Annotated in this window: 18 protein-coding genes; 7 read left to right on the forward strand and 11 right to left on the reverse strand. The window is 65.0% G+C overall.

Annotation, left to right across the window (positions count from 1 at the left end; translation table 11 throughout):
* Positions 1–9 precede the first annotated feature (9 nt).
* The 7 genes from NFX52_RS08595 (at position 10) to nagZ (ending at position 5,318) form a co-directional block, all read left to right on the forward strand.
* Positions 10–378, forward strand: coding sequence for a DUF4845 domain-containing protein (locus NFX52_RS08595; RefSeq protein WP_055399454.1), 369 nt, complete (start codon positions 10–12; stop codon positions 376–378).
* Positions 378–1,061 carry a ribonuclease III gene (gene rnc, locus NFX52_RS08600; protein ID WP_055399452.1) on the forward strand — a complete coding sequence of 228 codons (684 nt, stop codon included), beginning with the start codon at positions 378–380 and terminating at the stop codon, positions 1,059–1,061. The genes NFX52_RS08595 and rnc overlap by 1 nt, the downstream gene beginning before the upstream one ends.
* The gene (gene era / locus NFX52_RS08605) at positions 1,058–2,062 is read left to right on the forward strand and encodes a GTPase Era (RefSeq protein WP_055399450.1); all 1,005 of its coding nucleotides are present in this window, start codon (positions 1,058–1,060) and stop codon (positions 2,060–2,062) included. Before rnc ends, era begins: the two co-directional genes overlap by 4 nt.
* Before the next feature lie 90 nt (positions 2,063–2,152).
* The gene (recO, locus tag NFX52_RS08610; protein WP_055399448.1) at positions 2,153–2,917 is read left to right on the forward strand and encodes a DNA repair protein RecO; all 765 of its coding nucleotides are present in this window, start codon (positions 2,153–2,155) and stop codon (positions 2,915–2,917) included.
* Positions 2,914–3,699, forward strand: coding sequence for a pyridoxine 5'-phosphate synthase (locus tag NFX52_RS08615; RefSeq protein ID WP_055399447.1), 786 nt, complete (start codon positions 2,914–2,916; stop codon positions 3,697–3,699). The genes recO and NFX52_RS08615 overlap by 4 nt, the downstream gene beginning before the upstream one ends.
* Positions 3,700–3,757: 58 nt before the next feature.
* On the forward strand, positions 3,758–4,153 hold the full coding sequence (gene acpS / locus NFX52_RS08620) for a holo-ACP synthase (protein WP_055399445.1): 396 nt from the start codon (positions 3,758–3,760) through the stop codon (positions 4,151–4,153).
* 73 nt (positions 4,154–4,226) lie between these two features.
* Entirely contained in the window at positions 4,227–5,318 is a 1,092-nt protein-coding gene (gene nagZ, locus NFX52_RS08625; protein ID WP_055399443.1) for a beta-N-acetylhexosaminidase, read from the forward strand.
* Between the two features lie 144 nt (positions 5,319–5,462).
* Here nagZ and NFX52_RS08630 read toward each other — a convergent pair whose 3' ends face one another.
* The 11 genes from NFX52_RS08630 to NFX52_RS08680 form a co-directional block, all read right to left on the reverse strand.
* The gene (locus tag NFX52_RS08630) at positions 5,463–6,119 is read right to left on the reverse strand and encodes a mechanosensitive ion channel family protein (protein WP_055399491.1); all 657 of its coding nucleotides are present in this window, start codon (positions 6,117–6,119) and stop codon (positions 5,463–5,465) included.
* Between the two features lie 62 nt (positions 6,120–6,181).
* Positions 6,182–7,216, reverse strand: a complete 1,035-nt coding sequence (locus NFX52_RS08635; protein WP_055399441.1) for a GGDEF domain-containing response regulator — start codon at positions 7,214–7,216, stop codon at positions 6,182–6,184.
* A gap of 68 nt (positions 7,217–7,284) precedes the next feature.
* Positions 7,285–8,829 carry a lysine--tRNA ligase gene (gene lysS / locus NFX52_RS08640; RefSeq protein WP_055399439.1) on the reverse strand — a complete coding sequence of 515 codons (1,545 nt, stop codon included), beginning with the start codon at positions 8,827–8,829 and terminating at the stop codon, positions 7,285–7,287.
* A 356-nt stretch (positions 8,830–9,185) separates the two neighbouring features.
* A complete protein-coding gene (locus NFX52_RS08645) occupies positions 9,186–9,797 on the reverse strand; it encodes a sugar transferase (RefSeq protein ID WP_055399437.1) in 612 nt (203 codons plus the stop codon).
* Between the two features lies 1 nt (position 9,798).
* Positions 9,799–10,968: a DegT/DnrJ/EryC1/StrS family aminotransferase gene (locus NFX52_RS08650; RefSeq protein WP_055399436.1), complete on the reverse strand. Its 1,170-nt coding sequence runs from the start codon at positions 10,966–10,968 to the stop codon at positions 9,799–9,801.
* A 43-nt stretch (positions 10,969–11,011) separates the two neighbouring features.
* Positions 11,012–11,710: a methyltransferase domain-containing protein gene (locus tag NFX52_RS08655; RefSeq protein ID WP_055399434.1), complete on the reverse strand. Its 699-nt coding sequence runs from the start codon at positions 11,708–11,710 to the stop codon at positions 11,012–11,014.
* A complete protein-coding gene (locus NFX52_RS08660) occupies positions 11,707–12,738 on the reverse strand; it encodes a glycosyltransferase family 2 protein (protein ID WP_055399433.1) in 1,032 nt (343 codons plus the stop codon). Before NFX52_RS08660 ends, NFX52_RS08655 begins: the two co-directional genes overlap by 4 nt.
* Positions 12,739–12,743: 5 nt before the next feature.
* Positions 12,744–13,799, reverse strand: a complete 1,056-nt coding sequence (locus NFX52_RS08665) for a glycosyltransferase (protein ID WP_252635605.1) — start codon at positions 13,797–13,799, stop codon at positions 12,744–12,746.
* A gap of 1 nt (position 13,800) precedes the next feature.
* A complete protein-coding gene (locus tag NFX52_RS08670) occupies positions 13,801–14,379 on the reverse strand; it encodes an acyltransferase (protein ID WP_055399429.1) in 579 nt (192 codons plus the stop codon).
* The gene (locus NFX52_RS08675) at positions 14,363–15,595 is read right to left on the reverse strand and encodes a lipopolysaccharide biosynthesis protein (RefSeq protein WP_252635606.1); all 1,233 of its coding nucleotides are present in this window, start codon (positions 15,593–15,595) and stop codon (positions 14,363–14,365) included. The genes NFX52_RS08670 and NFX52_RS08675 overlap by 17 nt, the downstream gene beginning before the upstream one ends.
* Complete coding sequence (locus NFX52_RS08680) at positions 15,592–17,505, reverse strand: polysaccharide biosynthesis protein (protein ID WP_055399425.1); 1,914 nt, start codon at positions 17,503–17,505, stop codon at positions 15,592–15,594. The genes NFX52_RS08675 and NFX52_RS08680 overlap by 4 nt, the downstream gene beginning before the upstream one ends.
* Positions 17,506–17,525: the final 20 nt, after the last annotated feature.

Raw genomic sequence — 17,525 nt, forward strand, 5'->3', positions numbered from 1 at the left:
GGGAAATACATGCATATCAATCGCTCTACCAGTCCATTTCGCCAACGCGGTTTGTCATTCATTGGGGTGATTTTTATCGGTTTGATCGCCGTGGCTGCATTTGCTATTGGCGGACAGTCTGTCCCAATCTTTCTGGAGTACCAAGCGATCAACAAGGCGGCGACCAAGGCTGCCAAGGAGGCCTCCACCGTCGCTGATGTCCGGGCCAGCTTTGACCGCGCTGCAGCCATTGACAACATCAGTTCCATCAATGGTAAAGACCTGGAGATTGCCAAGCGCGGCGACAACAAGATCGTGGTTTCCTTCAAGTATTCCCGCGAGATAGCGCTGGCAGGCCCTGCCTACCTTGTCTATCGCTTTGAAGGACAGACCAACTAGTGCATCCCGGCCTTCAAGCGCTGCAGACCCGTCTGCAGCATGTTTTTTCCGATCCATCCCTTCTTCAGCGCGCCACCACGCACCGCAGTTTTTCGGCCGACCACAATGAGCGGCTGGAGTTTCTGGGTGATTCCGTGTTGAATCTGGCGGTCGCGAGCCTGCTGTACCGGCAGCTGTCGGCCTTGCCGGAAGGCGATCTCTCCCGCGTGCGTGCCAACCTCGTCAAGCAGGACACCTTGCACCAGCTGGCGCTGGGCCTTAAGGTTTCCGAGGTGCTGCGTCTGGGTGAGGGCGAGTCCAAATCGGGCGGCCAGCAACGTCCTTCCATCCTGGCCGACGCGTTGGAAGCACTGATTGGTGCGGTGTACCTGGATGCCGGGTACGCGAGTGCCGAAGCGTTGGTGCACCGCCTTTTTCAGGGCGTGGAGATCAACCCGCAGATGCAGGCTGCATCCAAGGACGCGAAAACTGCATTGCAGGAGTTGCTCCAGGGCCGCAAAATGAAGCTGCCGCAGTACAAGGTCGTCGCCACAGTGGGCGCTGCGCACCGCCAGACCTTCGACGTCGAGTGCGATATTCCCGAACTGGGCCTCACCGAACGCGGCATCGGTGGCTCCCGCCGGGCGGGCGAGCAGGCCGCCGCGGCTGCCATGCTGGCCACATTGAAAGCAAAGAAATTATGAATGATGCTACCAAAGATGTAGCGGATGAAGACGGTCCAACAAGCGTTGGTGCGCAAAATGACCTCGAAGCCATGCTGGCGGCAGCAGGCTCCCCGGCCGCCGTGCCTGGCCAGCGCTGTGGCGTGATCGCCATCGTGGGCAAGCCCAACGTGGGAAAGTCCACGCTGCTCAATGCCCTGGTGGGGCAGAAGATCAGCATCACCTCGCGCAAGGCGCAGACCACGCGGCACCGCATTACCGGTATTCGTACGCGCGAGCAGACACAGTTCATTTTTGTGGACACGCCGGGTTTCCAGACGCGCCATGCCACCGCACTCAACAAGTCGCTGAACAAGACCGTGATGGGCGCGATTGGCGACGTGGACCTGATCCTCTTCGTCGTCGAGGCCGGCAACTTCACGTTGGCCGATGCCAAGGTGCTGTCGCTGTTCAAGCCCGGCATCCCCACGCTGCTGCTGGCCAACAAGCTTGACATGGTGCACCGCCGCGCCGAGCTGGCCCCCTGGCTCAAGAGCATGCAGGAGCGCCACCCGTTTGCCGAGTTTGTGCCCATGTCGGCCAAGAACAAGGGCGACATCGAGCGCCTGTTCGGCATCTGCGCCAAGTACCTGCCCGAGCAGGGCTGGTGGTACGGCGAAGACGAGCTGACCGACCGCAGCGAGAAGTTTCTGGCGTCCGAAACCGTGCGCGAGAAGCTGTTCCGCTTCACGGGCGACGAACTGCCTTACACCTCTACCGTGGTGATCGACAAGTTTGAGGAAGAAGCCAGCAAGCAGCACAAGCGCCTGGTCAAGATCGCTGCCACCATCGTGGTCGAGCGTGACAACCACAAGATGATGGTGATCGGCGACAAGGGCGAGCGCCTGAAGCGTATTGGCACCGAAGCCCGCCAGGAACTGGAAAAGCTCATGGATGCCAAGGTGTTCCTGGAGCTGTGGGTCAAGGTGCGCTCTGGCTGGGCCGACGACGAGGCGCGCGTGCGTTCGTTCGGTTACGAATAACTCCGTGCCCGCCCGCGACCCTGTCTTGCCCGGGCGGCACAAGCTGTCTGGCGCTTGCCAGCCGCATGCATTTCTGCGGGCCTGAAGCCAATGGCTGCCGCCAAGCGCATCTCCGATGAACCCGCCTTCGTGCTGCACAGCTACGACTGGAGCGAGTCCAGCCTGATCCTGGAGGTTTTCTGCCGTCAGCAAGGGCGTGTGGCGCTGGTGGCCAAGGGGGCCAAGAAGCCCAGCTCCAACTTCCGCCCGGTGCTACTGCCGCTCCAGCCCTTGTTGGTGACTTACACGCTCACCGGCGATGGCAGCGCAGACATCCACACCCTCAAGGGGGCGGAGTGGGTGGGCGGCCATGTGATGCCCACCGGCGATGCCCTGCTGTCGGGCATGTACCTTAACGAGCTACTGCTGCGCCTGCTGGCGCGCGCCGATCCACATGCGGCCTTGTTCGATGCCTATGCCGGTGTGGTGCGCGTGTTGGCCAGCGAACACGGCGATGCGTTAGAGCCCGTGCTGCGCAGCTTCGAGCTATTGCTGCTGCGCGAGATTGGCTTGCTTCCTGGCCTGGATGTTCAGACCATGACGTTGGAGGTCTTGCAACCCAAGACGCGCTACACGCTGGTGCCCGAAGGCGGCCTGCGCGCCTCCTCCTCGGCCGATCGCGCGGGCCTGCTCGGCGTCCAGTGGCAGACGTTGCAACGCGCGCTGGACGACGCCGCCACCTACACCGCCACCTTGCGTGCCTGTGCGCCGGTGGCCGCAGAACTCAAACCCCAGCTGCGCACCCTGCTGCAATACCATTGCGGCAGCCCCATGCTGCGCACCCGCCAGCTCATGATCGATCTGCAGGCCCTATGAACCAGACCTCTCGCACCTCCCACGCCACGGCCCTCTCGGTCAATGTCAACAAGGTCGCCCTGGTGCGCAACACGCGCCATCTGGGCATTCCCAGCGTCACCCGCGCGGCCGAGCTGTGCCTTCAGGCCGGTGCCCAGGGCATCACCGTGCACCCCCGGCCCGACGAGCGCCACATCCGCAGCCAGGACGTGTTCGAGCTGGCCACGCTGATGAAGGCCTGGCCCGACCGCGAATACAACATCGAGGGCAATCCGTCTCAGAACCTGATGGACTTCATCCGCAAGGTTCGCCCGCACCAGGCGACCTTTGTACCCGACAGCGAAGACCAGTTCACCAGCGACCACGGCTGGAGCTTTCCGCAGGATGCCGAGCGCCTGGCACCCCTGATCGCCGAGTGCAAAGCACTGGGCGTGCGCGTGAGCCTGTTCATGGACCCCGTGCCCGAGCAGATGGCTGCCGCCGAGGCGGTGGGCGCTGACCGGGTGGAGCTGTACACCGAGCCCTATGCCGCAGCCTGGGGCACGCCGCAGCAAGACGTTGAGCTCAAGCGCTACGCCGCCGCCGCCCAAGCCGCGCTGGATGTGGGGCTGGGCGTGAACGCGGGACACGACCTCAACCGTGACAACCTTGCCGCCTTTGTGCGCGAGGTGCCTGGTGTGCTCGAAGTCTCGATCGGCCATGCCCTCATTGCCGACGCGCTGGAGTTGGGCTACGCCGCCACGGTGGTGGCCTACCTGGGCTGCATCCAGTTGGGTTGTGCCGTACAACCTGTTCACTCCTGATTTGATAGCTTCTAGCGCTTGATGGATAAGCGCTAGAGCCCAATTTCATTCAAAAACCATGATCTACGGCATTGGCACCGACATTTGCGACGTGCGCCGCATCGCGGCCAGCCTGGAACGCCACGGCGAGCGCTTTGCCCAGAAGGTGCTGGCCGACGGCGAACTGGCCACCTGGCGCGAGAGGAGTGGCCGTTGGCCCGACCGCGGCCTGCGCTACCTGGCCACGCGGTTCTCTGCCAAGGAAGCGTTCAGCAAAGCCATCGGCCTGGGTATGCGCATGCCCATGACCTGGCGCCACTGCGAAGTGGCCAAGCTTGCGAGCGGCCAGCCCGTGATCGTGCTGCACGGCGCACTCAAGGAATGGTTTGATGCCAAAGGGCTGAAAGCGCACCTGAGCGTGACCGACGAGACCGACTATGCCGCCAGCTTCTGTGTGGTAGAGAGATTTGATTAAAAATGGCCTCTGGCGCTTGATGGAAAAGCGCTAGAAGCTATGTTTTCAATAGCAAACTGATGTTTGACACCCTATGACCGAACATGCCCCCCTCATCCTCGACGTGGCAGGCACAGAGCTGACCGCCGCCGACCGCCGCCGCCTGGCCCACCCGCTGACCGGTGGCGTGATCCTGTTTGCCCGCAACTGGGAAAACCGTGCGCAGCTGCTCCAGCTGACCAGCAGTATCAAGGCCGTGCGTGACGATCTGCTGATCTGCGTGGACCATGAGGGCGGCCGTGTGCAGCGCTTTCGCACCGATGGCTTCACCCACCTGCCGCCCATGCGCGCTCTCGGCGAGATGTGGATGGACGATGGCAAGGGCGCCAAGGCCGTGCCTGGCAGCGGCGCGCTGCGCGCCACCAATGCGGCCACGGCGGCGGGTTATGTGCTGGGTGCGGAGTTGCGCGCCTGTGGGGTTGATTTCTCGTTCACCCCGGTTCTCGATCTCGATTGGGGTGAAAGCGGTGTGATCGGCGACCGTGCCTTTCACCGCGACCCGCGTGTGGTGGCGCTGCTCGCCAAGAGCCTCATGCACGGTCTGCTGCAGGCCGGCATGGCCAACTGCGGCAAACACTTCCCGGGGCACGGCTTTGTCAAAGCCGACTCGCACACCGAGGTGCCGGTGGACAAGCGCAGCCTGAAGGCCATCCTGGCCGACGACGCCGCGCCATACCCCTGGCTCAGCAGCACGCTCACCAGCGTGATGCCCGCCCATGTGATCTACCCCAAGGTCGATAGCCGCCCCGCAGGCTTCTCGCAGCGCTGGCTGCAGGACATCCTGCGGCGGCAGATGCGTTTTGACGGCGCCATCTTCAGCGACGACCTCAGCATGGAAGGCGCTCGGCGTCTGGACGGCCAGGTCGTCAGCTACACCGACGCAGCCGTGGCGGCGCTGGAGGCAGGCTGCGACCTGGTGCTGTTGTGCAACCAGAGCGTGGGCGATGGCAAGGCCGTGGATGAACTCATCGACGGCCTGGAACAGGCCCAGAACCAGGGCCGCTGGCAACCGAGTGTGGACAGCGAATCCCGCCGCCTGGCGCTGCTGCCCGAAACCCTTCCCCAGGCCTGGGATGAGCTGATGTACCAGCCCGCCTATCTGCAGGCCTTGGATCTGTTGCCCTGACGCCGTGAGAGCCCGTGGCCCGGAGTCTGGTGCGGCGCCCTCGTCGTTGCCGTGCTCGCCGGGTGTGCAACCCGCCTGCGCCCGCCGCCTAGCGTGCGACCCTGCCAGACCCTCACGCACAGCCGATTTCTCGGTTTCAGTGGACTAGGGCGTGTTGAAAGGCCCTGGCGTGACTGGAGGCGGGGCTGCCGGGGCACTTTCTGCGGCCTCTGCAGCGTTGGCGGGTAGTGCAGGCGGTGGTGGCACCCCCTGAAACCTGCGCACCACGCGTTGAAACACCAGCGCATTGGGAATCTGCAGCCAGGCGACCTGGTCCGCCGCAGCGCCATGGTCTTCGAGCGTGGTGTAGAGCAGGTTGATGTCCACCACACGTCCTTTGGCCCCGGGCTTTTCGGCGGTGTCCAGCACCTCGATGTGGTCGCCAATCTTGAAGGGCCGCACGGTGAAGATAAGCAGCGCGCAAAACAGGTTGGAGAGCACACTCCACGCTGCGAAAAAGGCCACGGCCCCGACAGTGGCAAACCCGGTGAACGCGGTCCAAAGCACGGTGGCCGACACCCCCATGCGTTCCAGCACCAGCAGCGCCGCACTGGCAATGATGAGCCAGCGGATCAGCCCGTTCATGGGCACCACCAGTTCGTCGGGCACCTGGTAGTGCGCGCTGGCGCGGCGCACGATGCGGCGCAGCACCCGTTGCAGCAGCCAGGCGACAAACAGGATCAGCAGGATCTGTGTGCCGGGGATGATGACTTCGAGCCAGTCTTGTACCCAGTCGGGAAGGCGGGTTTTCAGCAGCTGCATGCGCGAAACGGCGGTGCGGGCGTTGCGCTCGGTGGCGTCAAACGTGAGGGCAGAAAAGAAACTCAATTGCGCAGTTGCTCCACGGTGTCCATCTGCATTTCAAAACTGAAGAAGCGATTGCGGCCCTGGGCCTTGGCGGCATAAAGCGCCTGGTCGGCACGCATGATCATGCTTTCGGCGTTGGTGCTGTCGTCAGGCACGCAGGTGGTGATGCCGCCTGACAGCGTGAGGATGTTGCCCAGCGGTGAATCTGCGTGTGGAAGGGCGCGCACCTTGAGCAGCTGTCCCAGGGCTCGCGCGAAGGTCATGGCACCCGAGCGTGGCGTGTTGGGCAGGATGAGGGCGAATTCCTCACCACCGTAGCGTGAGGCGATGTCACGAGGGCGCACGCACACCTCGCGCAACAGGCGGCCGACTTCCTTCAGGCAGGCATCGCCCTGCACATGCCCGCTGGCGTCGTTGAAGAGCTTGAAGTGATCCAGGTCGCACAGCATCAGCGTGAGCGGCGTGCCGTCCCGGCGCGCAGCCAGGATCTCGTTGTGCAGAATGCGGTCGAACCCCCGGCGGTTGACCAGGCCGGTGAGCGCATCGATTTCCACCATTTCGTTGAGCCGCTGGTTGGCCAGATGCAACTCGGCCGACATGGAGACGAGCCTGCGGCGCATGTCCAGCAGCCGGCGCATGGCACGCAGTTTGGCCATCAGCACGATAGGCTTGACGGGTTTGACGAGGTAGTCGTCACCACCCACTTCAATACCGCGCCACACATCGAGTTCGTTGTCCAGGCCCGAGAGGAAGATGATGGGTGTCCAGTCGCCCGCCTCGCTCTCGCGCATCTGCTGGGCCACCCAGTAGCCGTCCTGGCCGGGCAGCCGGATGTCCAGCAGCACCAGATCGGGGCGGTGGGTTTTGAACAGGTGCAGCGCTGCGTTGCCCTCGGGCGCCTCAAAGATGTCTGACACCCCAGCCCGCCGCAGCTCGGCCACCAGCGCTGCGCGCACGGATCCCTGGTCTTCGACCACCAGCACCGAAAAAGCGTTGCCCGAGGGCAAGGGCTGGCTGGCCGGGTAGGGGGCGTTGCTGGAACTGAAGGGCACGGTAGTGTCTCCTTGGGGCCGTCAAAGGGCGGGTCCGGGATGCCCCGAGGGCATCCGGGGCGCGCGACTCAGGACTCGCGGCGCAGCGCGGGGAACAGGATCACGTCGCGAATGCTGGGGCTGTCAGTCAGCAGCATCATGAGACGGTCAATGCCGATACCGCAACCCCCCGTGGGGGGCATGCCGTATTCCAGCGCGCGCACGAAATCGTGGTCGTAGAACATGGCTTCGTCATCGCCGCTGTCTTTGGCGGCCACCTGGGCGTGAAAGCGGGCGGCCTGGTCTTCGGCGTCGTTCAGTTCGCTGAAACCATTGCCGAACTCGCGGCCGGTGATGTACAGCTCAAAGCGCTCCGTCACCTCGGGGCGCGCGTCGTTGGCACGCGCCAGGGGCGAGATCTCGGTGGGGTGCTCCATGATGAAGGTGGGCTGCCACAGCTTGTCTTCCACCGTTTCTTCAAAGTACAGCACCTGCAGGCTGGCCAGCGTGCGGGCCGAGAGCTTGTCCTTCTCTTCGGTCATGCCCAGCTTCTTCAATGCGCTGATGAGCCAGGCGGCATCGTCCACATGGGCGCCTGCTTCGGTGTGCTGGAAGATGGCTTCGCGGATCGTCAGGCGGGCAAACGGCTGGGTCAGGTCCACCGCGCGGCCCTGGTAGGTCATCTGCAGCGAGCCCGTGGCTTTCAGGGCCACTTCACGGATCAGGGTCTCGGTGAAGTCCATCAGGTCCAGGTAGTTCCAGTACGCCGCGTAGAACTCCATCATGGTGAACTCGGGGTTGTGGCGCACCGAGATGCCTTCGTTGCGGTAGCTGCGGTTGATCTCGAACACACGCTCGAAGCCGCCCACGATCAGGCGCTTGAGGTAGAGCTCGGGCGCGATGCGCAGGTACATCTCCTGCTCCAGCGCGTTGTGGTGCGTCACGAACGGCTTGGCATTCGCGCCGCCCGGGATGGGGTGCAGCATGGGCGTTTCGACTTCGAGGAAGCCGTGGCTCACCATGAACTCGCGCAGCCCGCTCACGGCCTTGCTGCGCGCCATGAAGCGCTTGCGGGCGTGCTCGTCGGTGATCAGGTCCACGTAGCGCTGGCGGTATTTCTGCTCCTGGTCGGCCATGCCGTGGAACTTGTCGGGCAGCGGGCGCAGGCTCTTGGTGAGCAGGCGCAGGCTGGTCACCTTGACCGACAGCTCGCCCGTCTTGGTCTTCATCAGCGTGCCTTCGGCGCCCACGATGTCGCCCAGGTCCCAGTGCTTGAAGGCGGCATACAGGTCTTCGCCCACGGCGTCACGGGTCACATAGAGCTGAATGCGGCCGCCCACGTCGCCCAGCGAGCCATCCTGCACGGTTGCAAAACTGGCCTTGCCCATCACGCGCTTGAGCATCATCCGGCCAGCGACCGAGACGTTCACCGGCGTGGCTTCGAGGGACTCGTTCGTGGCAGTGCTGTGTTCCAGGTGCAACTGGGCAGCCTTGTGGCCGGGCTTGAAGTTATTGGGGAAGGCAACCCCACCGCCAGTGGCCTGGACTTCGCGCAGAGCGCGGAGCTTTTCGCGGCGCTCGGCGATGAGCTGGTTTTCGTCCTGGGGAGCGGGGGCGTGGTTTTGGTCTGACATAGGTGCCGTCGATGCGGGGGCGTGAAATGGGGGCTGGGTTCAGCCAAACCCCTCATTTTATCGGCTATGTGTTGCCGACAGGTCCTAAGAACCTGTTCAAGATCTTTTCGGGGATCGCATTGGAGTGCAATCGGGATGAGTGGACGCAACGGATGCGCCGCATGGGCGCACGCCCATGCAAGCAGCCGAGGCTTCCAATCGCCCGATTTCACTCAAACCCTTCGGGCAAGTGCCTTGCCGGGCGGTCTGCGGCGTTGCGGCGCTTGTGGATAGCCGGGCTATCCACTGCGCTCCGCGCCTTGCATCCCATCCCGGCAAGGACCTTATGCGACCCCGAAAAGATTTAGAACAGGTTCTTATCCCCTGGACGGCCGGTCGCCCCACAGCGCGGATGCCGTCCTCACGATGATCTTCAGGTCGCTCCAAAGCGTGTGCGAGCGGGCGTACTCCGCGGCATAGCGCAGCTTGATGGGCAGAATCTGCTCCACGTAAGTGCGCTCCGGATCGCTGCTCTGGCCCAGCAAAGTGCTTTCGTCGCGGAACTCGATGGAGGCGCGGTCTGTGATGCCGGGCCGCACACTGAGCACCAGGTCTCGCACAGAGTCCGGGTAAAGTGCCACATAGTGCGGCACCTCGGGCCGGGGGCCGACAAGGCTCATATGGCCCAGCAGCACGTTGAAAAGCTGCGGCAATTCATCGATCTTGGTGCGCCGCAGCCAGTGGCCAGCCCGGGTGATGCGGGCGTCGGCCCCCACGGTAATCGCCGGGCCCGCAGCTTCTGCGCGCGGGTGCATGGTGCGGAACTTGTAGATGCGAAACAACCTGCCCGCGCGGCCCACACGCTGTTGGCGAAAGAACGCTGGGCCGGGCGAATCCCACACCACCCACAGTGCCACGGCCAGCAGCACGGGCGCGAGCAGCAGCAGCCCGAGGGCGGCCAAGAACAGGTCGAACAGCCGCTTGGGCATGTCAGCCCAGCACCTCGTGCAGCGCGGCAATCACACGGTCCTGATCGCTGTCACCCATGGCGGTGAACAGGGGGATGCTGATCATGGCCTGGTAGGCTGCATCGGCCTGGGGGAACATCTCCGGCGTGAGCTGATAGCGGTCCCGCCAGTACGGGTGCCGGTGCAGCGGCACATAGTGCACGCTGGTGCCGATGCCCCGGTCCGACAGGGCCTGGATGGCCTCGTCTCGCCCCAGCGGTGCATCGGCACGCAGCCGGATGACATACAGGTGCCATGCGTGGATGTCGCCCTGGGGTGCATTGGCTGGCAAGTTCAGGGGCAGGGGCGCCAGCTGTTCGTGGTAGCGGTTTGCCAGGGCCTGGCGCCGCTGCACAAACTGCGGCAGCCGTGCCAGCTGCTCCACGCCCATGGCGGCTGCAACGTCCGTCATGTTGTATTTAAAGCCGGGCGCGATCACCTCGTAGTACCAGGCCGGGGTTTTGGAAGTGAAGCGGTCAAACGCATCGCGGCTCATGCCGTGCAGCCGCATGGTGCGCATGCGTTGCGCAAGCGCGGGGTCGTGCGTGACGGCCATGCCTCCTTCGCCGGTGGTGATGGTCTTGTTGGCGTAAAAACTGAACACCGTGACATCGGATTGCAATTGCCCCACCAGGGTGCCGCGCCAGGTGGTGGGCAAGGCATGGGCCGCGTCTTCCACCACCTTCAGGTGATGTTCTTTGGCGATGGCCAGAATGGCGTCCATGTCGCAGGCCAGCCCGCCGTAGTGCACGGGCATGATGGCTTTGGTGCGGGGCGTGATGGCGGCGCGTACCTTGGCCGGGTCGATATTGAGGGTCACCGGGTCCACGTCCACCAGTACCGGGTCCGCACCCAGGTAGCGCACCACCTCCACGGTGGCGGTGAAGGTCAGTGTGGGCGCGATCACTTCATCGCCGGGGCCGATGCCCAGGGCCTCCAGCGCGAGGTGCAGGCCCGCCGTGGCGGAGTTGACGGCGATGCTCTGCAGACCACCGCCGCCCAGGAAGGCGGTGAATGCCTGCTCAAACTCTTTGGTCTTGGGCCCGGTCGTGACCCATCCCGAGCGCATGGCCGCGCTGACGGCATCGATTTCTGCCGGCCCGATGTCGGGGCGGGCGAACGGGAGAAAGGGTAGGTCGGCGGGGGAGTTCATGGGCGTTGTGGTGAGTGCTAAAAGGGCCAGAGCGAGGCCGCGCTCAGCGTGGCTTCACGGCCCAGGTCAGGCGGTGGGTGCGCAGAAACCACAGCAGTGCGGATGCTGGCGTAATCGCTGGCGCGGGCAGGCGCCGTGCCAGCGGAGGTGCCAGCGTAACGCGGCGGGAGTGTATCTGGGCCTCGGGAAACAGGATGCCCAGTTCGCGCAGTGGAATGCCCTGTACATCGGTGTTGGCGGGGTTGTTGACGACAAAGTCATAGACGAGAACACCGCCGCCGGGCGCGACCCATTGCCAGATCACGTCGGCCAGATGGCGGCGATAGCCCTCGTCGAGCAAGGAGCTGAAGAGTGTGAACGCCAGCACGGCATCCTGGCTGGCGCGCTGCACCGGGGCCAAGGCGGCATCGCCTTCGGCAATGGCCACGCCCGCTGGTAGCAAGGCGCGCGCTGCGGCGGCACGTTCTGGAAGAAGCTCCAGGCCCGTCAGGCAAGCGGGCGTGGCGCCCAGCCGCACCAGATCGTGCAAATTGCCCGCACTCCCACAGCCAACCTCCAGCATGGGCCGCTGGGCCAGGCTGCTCCAGCCGTGGGCCCGCCAGATGCGTGCCATGGCGCGCAGGCGCTCCTGCTGTGCCTGCAGCGCCGCAGCGTTGGCATACAGGCTGTAGCGCGCTTCGTCGGCCACTGTGTCGCGCCGGGCGTAGCGGGCCTTGACGGCCTGGGGTTCGTTGTCGGTCATCGGGTGATGCGTGCAAAGTCGGACGAAGGGGCGCGCGAGCGCGCAATGTCCCACAGTCCTCGCCAGGTACCCAGGCCGTAGCCCACATGAAACGCTGCAATCGTCCCCGGGAGGCGGGGCAGCAGTCCCCCGTTGCGGGCCGACCGGGCTGCCGCCACTGATGCCGCCAGAAGATACCCTGCGTAGGCGATGCCCAGTGCAGCCAAGGGCCAGGCGGACCACGGCGAGGCGGCGGCGGCGCCCACTGCTGCGGCCACAAAAGCTGCGGGCACCAGTTGTCGCACGGAGCCCGGCTGCCCATGTTTGCGCATCACAAAAGGCCGCCAGTAGCCATATTGCCGTTGTTGCGCGAACAGGTGCCTGAGCGAATTGCGCGGGTGGTAGGTGGAATGGATGCGGCTGCTCTGCCAGATGCGTGCACCCCCCAGGCGCATGCGCAGGTTGTGCTCGTCGTCCTGGTTGCGCACCAGGGCTTCGTCAAACAGCCCGAATCGGTCAAACACGCCGCGGGGCCAGCATCCGAGGTAGACGGTATCCACCTCGCCTTCGTATTGCACATCGCGCGACCGTGCGCCACCCACCACCCAGCGGCATTGGAAGGCGGCGGCTATGGCGGCCCCGGTGGGGCCCGTTCCTTGGGCGACCCAAGGGCCGCCCACGTTGTCAGCGCTGGTGCGTTCAAGCGCCTCGATGCACTGCGCAAGGTAGTCGGGGGCAAACTGGCTGTGCACGTCCATGCGGGCAATGGTGCCGCCCCGTGCGCGGGCAATGCAGGCGTTGAGCCCGGTGGACACAATGCGGCCGGGATTGTCCACCAGGACGAGCCTGGGGTCTGCAGCACAGCGCTGCATCAGGTGTTCGCGCGTGCCGTCATCGCTGTCACCGTCTGCAATCAGCACTTCCATGCGCCAGCCTGCGGGCAGTTCTTGGAGCAGGGCGGAGTTGCAGAAAGCGTCGATGTGCTGGCGCTCGTTGCGGCACGGCACGATCACGCTGATCAGGTTGTCCAATTCAAGGCCTTGGGGCATGGGGTTCAAGGTGTACGGAGCAGTTGCTGGTACAGCGCGTGCATGCGGTTCATTTGCACCGCGCGGTCACCGTCTTGCGCTATGCGGGCAGCATTTTGCAGCCCGGCTTGTTCCGCGATGGCGTCATTGGCAATCAGGGCTTCGAGCCGGGCGGCGAGCGCTGTGGCATCTCCGGCTGCAACCAGCCACTGAGCGTCGATCCAGTGCCGGTTGGCCTGCAGTTCGCTGGCCACCACGGCGAGGCCACACGCCATGCTCTCCAGCATGGCGACCGATGTTGCATCGCTGCTGGGCACCGACACAGATATCTTGCTTGCGCCCAGTACCCGGGTCATGCCCGTGTCATCGAGTCGGCCGTGGAACTGCACCTTGTTGTCCAGCTGCGCCGTGTGCGCCTGGCTGCGCAGGGCATCCTCCAGACTGCCTCCGCCGAGCAGGTGCAAGCGCAGATCGGCGCCCGGCAATCGCGCCTGCAGCAGGGCGAACGCTTCGATGATGGTGTCGATGTTGTAGTTGGGTTCCCAGGCGCGCAGGCTCACCAGCTGGCTGCCTTGCTTGTGACGCCAGGGCACGGGGTGGAAGCGTTGCAGTTCCACACCCCAATGGATTTCCTCGGCGGCGCCGGGCGGGCGGAAGTCTGCCACCGCGCTCATCAGGCTCGCTGAGTCGCCCGTGATGAGGTCGGCCTGGCGCAGTATCCAGCCGGTCAGCCAGCGCATCCAGGCGCTTTTGCCGGGGGTCACCAACAGGTCGCTGCCCCAGGCGGTCATCACCAGCGGATGTTTGCCGCAACGTGCGGCCAGATATCCGTAGGAGGTGACGTAATGGGCATGCAGGAGGTCAGGAGCCAGTTCGGCCACGTGGCGCCTCGTTTCCCGTACACGGAGCAGCCAGTCCAGCGATCGGTGCACAGGCCGGATGGCCCGCACCGTGACGCCATCGATGGACGCGGGGCGGGCCGTGATCAGCGAAACGCGGTAGCCACGCTGGAGCATCTCCCGCGCCCACCGCTGGACATGGGGGCTGGTGGCATCGCCCAGCAGGCACAGGTGTGTTGGCATGTCAGACCGTCTGCGTCCAGGATTCGTAGTGTGGGCGCAGTTCCGGATGCTGCAACAGCAGGCGCTCATCCTGCTCGCGGACGTCGCCAATCTTGCACGCTGGGGCCCCTGCCATGATGGCGAAGTCGGGCACTTCGCCGCGCACCTGCGCGTAGGCACACACCACCACCCCCTTGCCGATGCGTGTACCCGCTTCGATCAGGCTGTGGGGGCCGATGAACGTGTAGGCGCCGATCTCCACGGGTGCGCTGATGTAGCCAGGCTTGGGGCCGTCGTGGACGGCGTAGCCGCTGCCCAGAAGGCGAATGGCGCGGTGGGAGCTGTGGGTGACGATGCTGACGAAGTTGGTGATCTGTACCCCTTGCCCAATCTGCAGGCCTGCCGTGGCGTCGATGAAGTTGAATTGCCCAATGAACACGTGGTCGGAAAGCCGCAGCCCCCTGGCGCCTTCGATGCAGGTGCTGGGGGCAATGCGGGTGTGAGGCAGGCTGCGGCCCAGGTGGTCGCTTTCCCCGAACACCATGCGGTAGAACAGCGCCTGCCAGATACGGCGGCGCCAGCGGTTAAGCACGGCTCTCATGGGGGATGTCCTTCCAGTTTGCCAACGCCCAGAAATAGTAGGCAAAGTAGGCCAGCATGCTCGCTGACACGCCCCATCCGGCGCCGGTCAGCCCGCCCAAATGGAGGCCCAGCAGCAGGCCCGCAAAAAACAGGCATTGTCCAACCAACGCCAGGCGCAGCGCCCAGGCCTGCGCGCCCCAGGCCATGGTGACCACCGCGAGGGGCGATGCCATAAAATGCACAGCGATGTACGGCGCGATGGCCCGGGCCACTTCCCCGGTCTGCGCCCACTGGGTGCCAAAGGCCAGGGAAAAGATGTCCGGCCCCCAGACGAGCAGCACCGCCGCCAGCGGGCAGGCCAGGGCGGCCAGCCCCAGCAGGGCCTGGCGCACCAGGGTGCGCGCTTCGTTGGGGCTCTGCGCCTTCAGAAGGCGGGGGTACAGGGTTTGCGACAAGGCCCCGCCGATGAGGGTCGCCGGGGCCTTGAGGTAGCGCAGCGCCAGCGCCCAGAACCCCGCTGAGGCATCTCCAGTCCAGGCCGCCACCAGCACCAGAGTCAGGGTGTCCTGCAGCGCCCCCATGAAAGCGTGGGGTGTGTTGAGCAACGGAAAGTCCCGGTGCTGTTGGGTCATGGACCGGAGTGTGGCCAACGGCTGGCGCCACAGACCCACCCAGCCACCCGCAGGGGCAGGCCTGGCCAGCATCCATGCTGCGCCCAGGCTGGCCAATGTGGCGCCCAGCACCAGACCCAGCGGGCCGGTCTTCATGAATCCGAACAGCAATTGCAGGATGGCGCCACCGCCTTGTTGCAGCAGCCTGGCCGCCGACAGCAGACCAAAGCGCTGGGACCGAGTTGCCCACAGGGTGAGCCATTGCACAGCGCCGCCTGCGAACACCGCCAATGGCAGCGCCCACACCATCGGCATGCCGCGCCACAGCAGAAGCACGGCTGCGGCTGCAGCAGATGCCGTGGTGACAGCGAGCAAGATGCGAGCGCACAGCGCCATGAGCTGGGCGGCGCGCAGCTCGGTGCTTTCGAGGGGGAGTGCGAATTCATAGCGCGCACAGCCCACCACCGCCAGGTTGGTGGCCAGCGCCCACAGCAGTGCAAACTGTCCGAAGTCCTCAGGGCTGTAGAGGCGTGTGAGTGCGGGGCCCAGCACCAGCGGGATGGCGTGGGCTGCAACGCTGCCCGTGAGCAGGGTCAGCGTTGCCCGTACAAGTCCCGACTTCATGGCAGTACGGGTTGCGTTTCGGGGTGGTAGCCAGGCACCAGCTGTCGCAGCAGAGCGGTCATGGCGATGGGGTCGCCCGCTTGGGCTGCCTTCTGCAATGCCTGGAGCAAGGTCTGCAGCTCCTCCCAGGGGCGGTATTCTTCACGCGCCCGCAGGATGCGGGGGTGGTCGGTGGGAAAGGGATTGTCTCCAATCAGCAGTTCCTCGAAAAGTTTTTCACCCGGGCGCAGCCCGGTGAAAACGATTTCGATGTCTCCTTCTGGGTGCAGATCGTCGCGCACCGTCAATCCCGACAAGGCCACCATACGCTCTGCCAATTCCAGAATCTGTAGGGGCTCGCCCATGTCCAGCAGGAACACGTCGCCGCCCTCGGCCATCGCCCCTGCCTGCAGTACCAGCTGGGCGGCTTCGGCAATGGTCATGAAGTAGCGCGTGACGTCCGGGTGCGTCACGGTAAGGGGGCCACCGGCCGCGATCTGCTTGCGAAACAGCGGTATCACGCTGCCGCTGGAGCCCAGCACGTTGCCAAAGCGCACCATGGACAGGCGGGTGGGGCAAGTCCAGGCGGGTGAGCTGTCGGCAAGCTGCGGGAAAGGCGCGCGGGGCGACGCTGCAATCGCTTGCAGCACCATCTCTGCCACACGCTTGGTGGCGCCCATGATGTTGGTCGGGCGCACGGCCTTGTCGGTGGAAATCAGCACGAAATGGTTGGCATCGCACTCCAGCGCCACCTGCACCATGTTCAAGGTGCCAAACACGTTGTTCAAAATACCTTCGCCCGCGTTGGCCTCCACCATGGGCACGTGCTTGTAGGCGGCCGCATGGTAGATGGAGGTGGGCCGGTATAGCTGGCAGATGTCTGCCATGCGCGCCTTGTGGGTGACGCTGGCGAGCAGGGGCACCAGCGCACATGCATGCTCGCCCTGGTGCGCCAGCGCCGCCAATTCGTGGTGGATGGAGTACAGCGCGTATTCGCTGTGGTCCACCAGCAGCAACTGGCGCGGCCCTTCGCGCACGATCTGCCGGCACAGCTCGCTGCCAATGCTGCCGCCCGCGCCGGTGACCAGGACCACGGTGGCCGCCAGATTGCGCCCCAGCAGTCCTGGGTCCGGCGCCACTGGCTCCCGGCCCAGCAGGTCTTCGATTTCAAGGTCCTGGAAGTCCGTGACGGTCACCCGGCCGCTGGCCAAGTCCGACAGGCCCGGCAGCGTGCGGATCCGCACGGGCAACTCGCGCAGGCTTTCGATGATCTGCCGCCGTCGCTCGCGCGTGGTGCTGGGCAGCGCCAGCAGCACGTCGGTGATGCCAAGGCGGCGTACCACCTCGGGCAGCGCGTTGGAGGCGTGCACACGCACGCCGTTGATGCTGCGCCCGATCTTGCTGGCATCGTCGTCCACAAACCCTTTGAGCAGGTACTGGCGCATGCTGCCCAGCCCCGCAGCCGTCTGTGCGCCCGCACTGCCAGCGCCGTAGATCAGCAGGCGGTACGGCGCATGGCTGCTGCGCCCTGCCAGCGCCAGCCACCCCAGTGCGCGGCTGGCACCGACCAGCAGCATGAACAGCAGGGGCTGGAGAATGCCGACACTGCGCGGAACGCCCTCCCACTGGGCGGCCAGCAGGCAGCCCAGCAAAAGCGCGCCGTAGATGGCCACGGCCTTGCCGGTGGTGATGAGCGCCGTGATTCCCGTGTAGCGGAAGATGGCGCGGTACAGCCCCAGCTTGGCAAAAATCGGAAACGCAAGGGCGGGCGCCAGCGCATACGCAAGCCACTGCATGCCTGAGGGCCAGTGGGGCGTCTCCAGCCTCAGCGTGAAGGCGAGCCACATCGCGATGACACCCAGACAGATGTCCATGGCCACCACCACCATGCGCTTGGCTGCGCGCGACCAGCCCAGGATGCGGTTCAGCATGGGCTATGAGAAGAAGAGGG

The sequence above is a fragment of the Acidovorax facilis genome, from assembly GCF_023913775.1.
GTDB classification, from domain to species: Bacteria; Pseudomonadota; Gammaproteobacteria; order Burkholderiales; family Burkholderiaceae_C; genus Acidovorax; species Acidovorax facilis.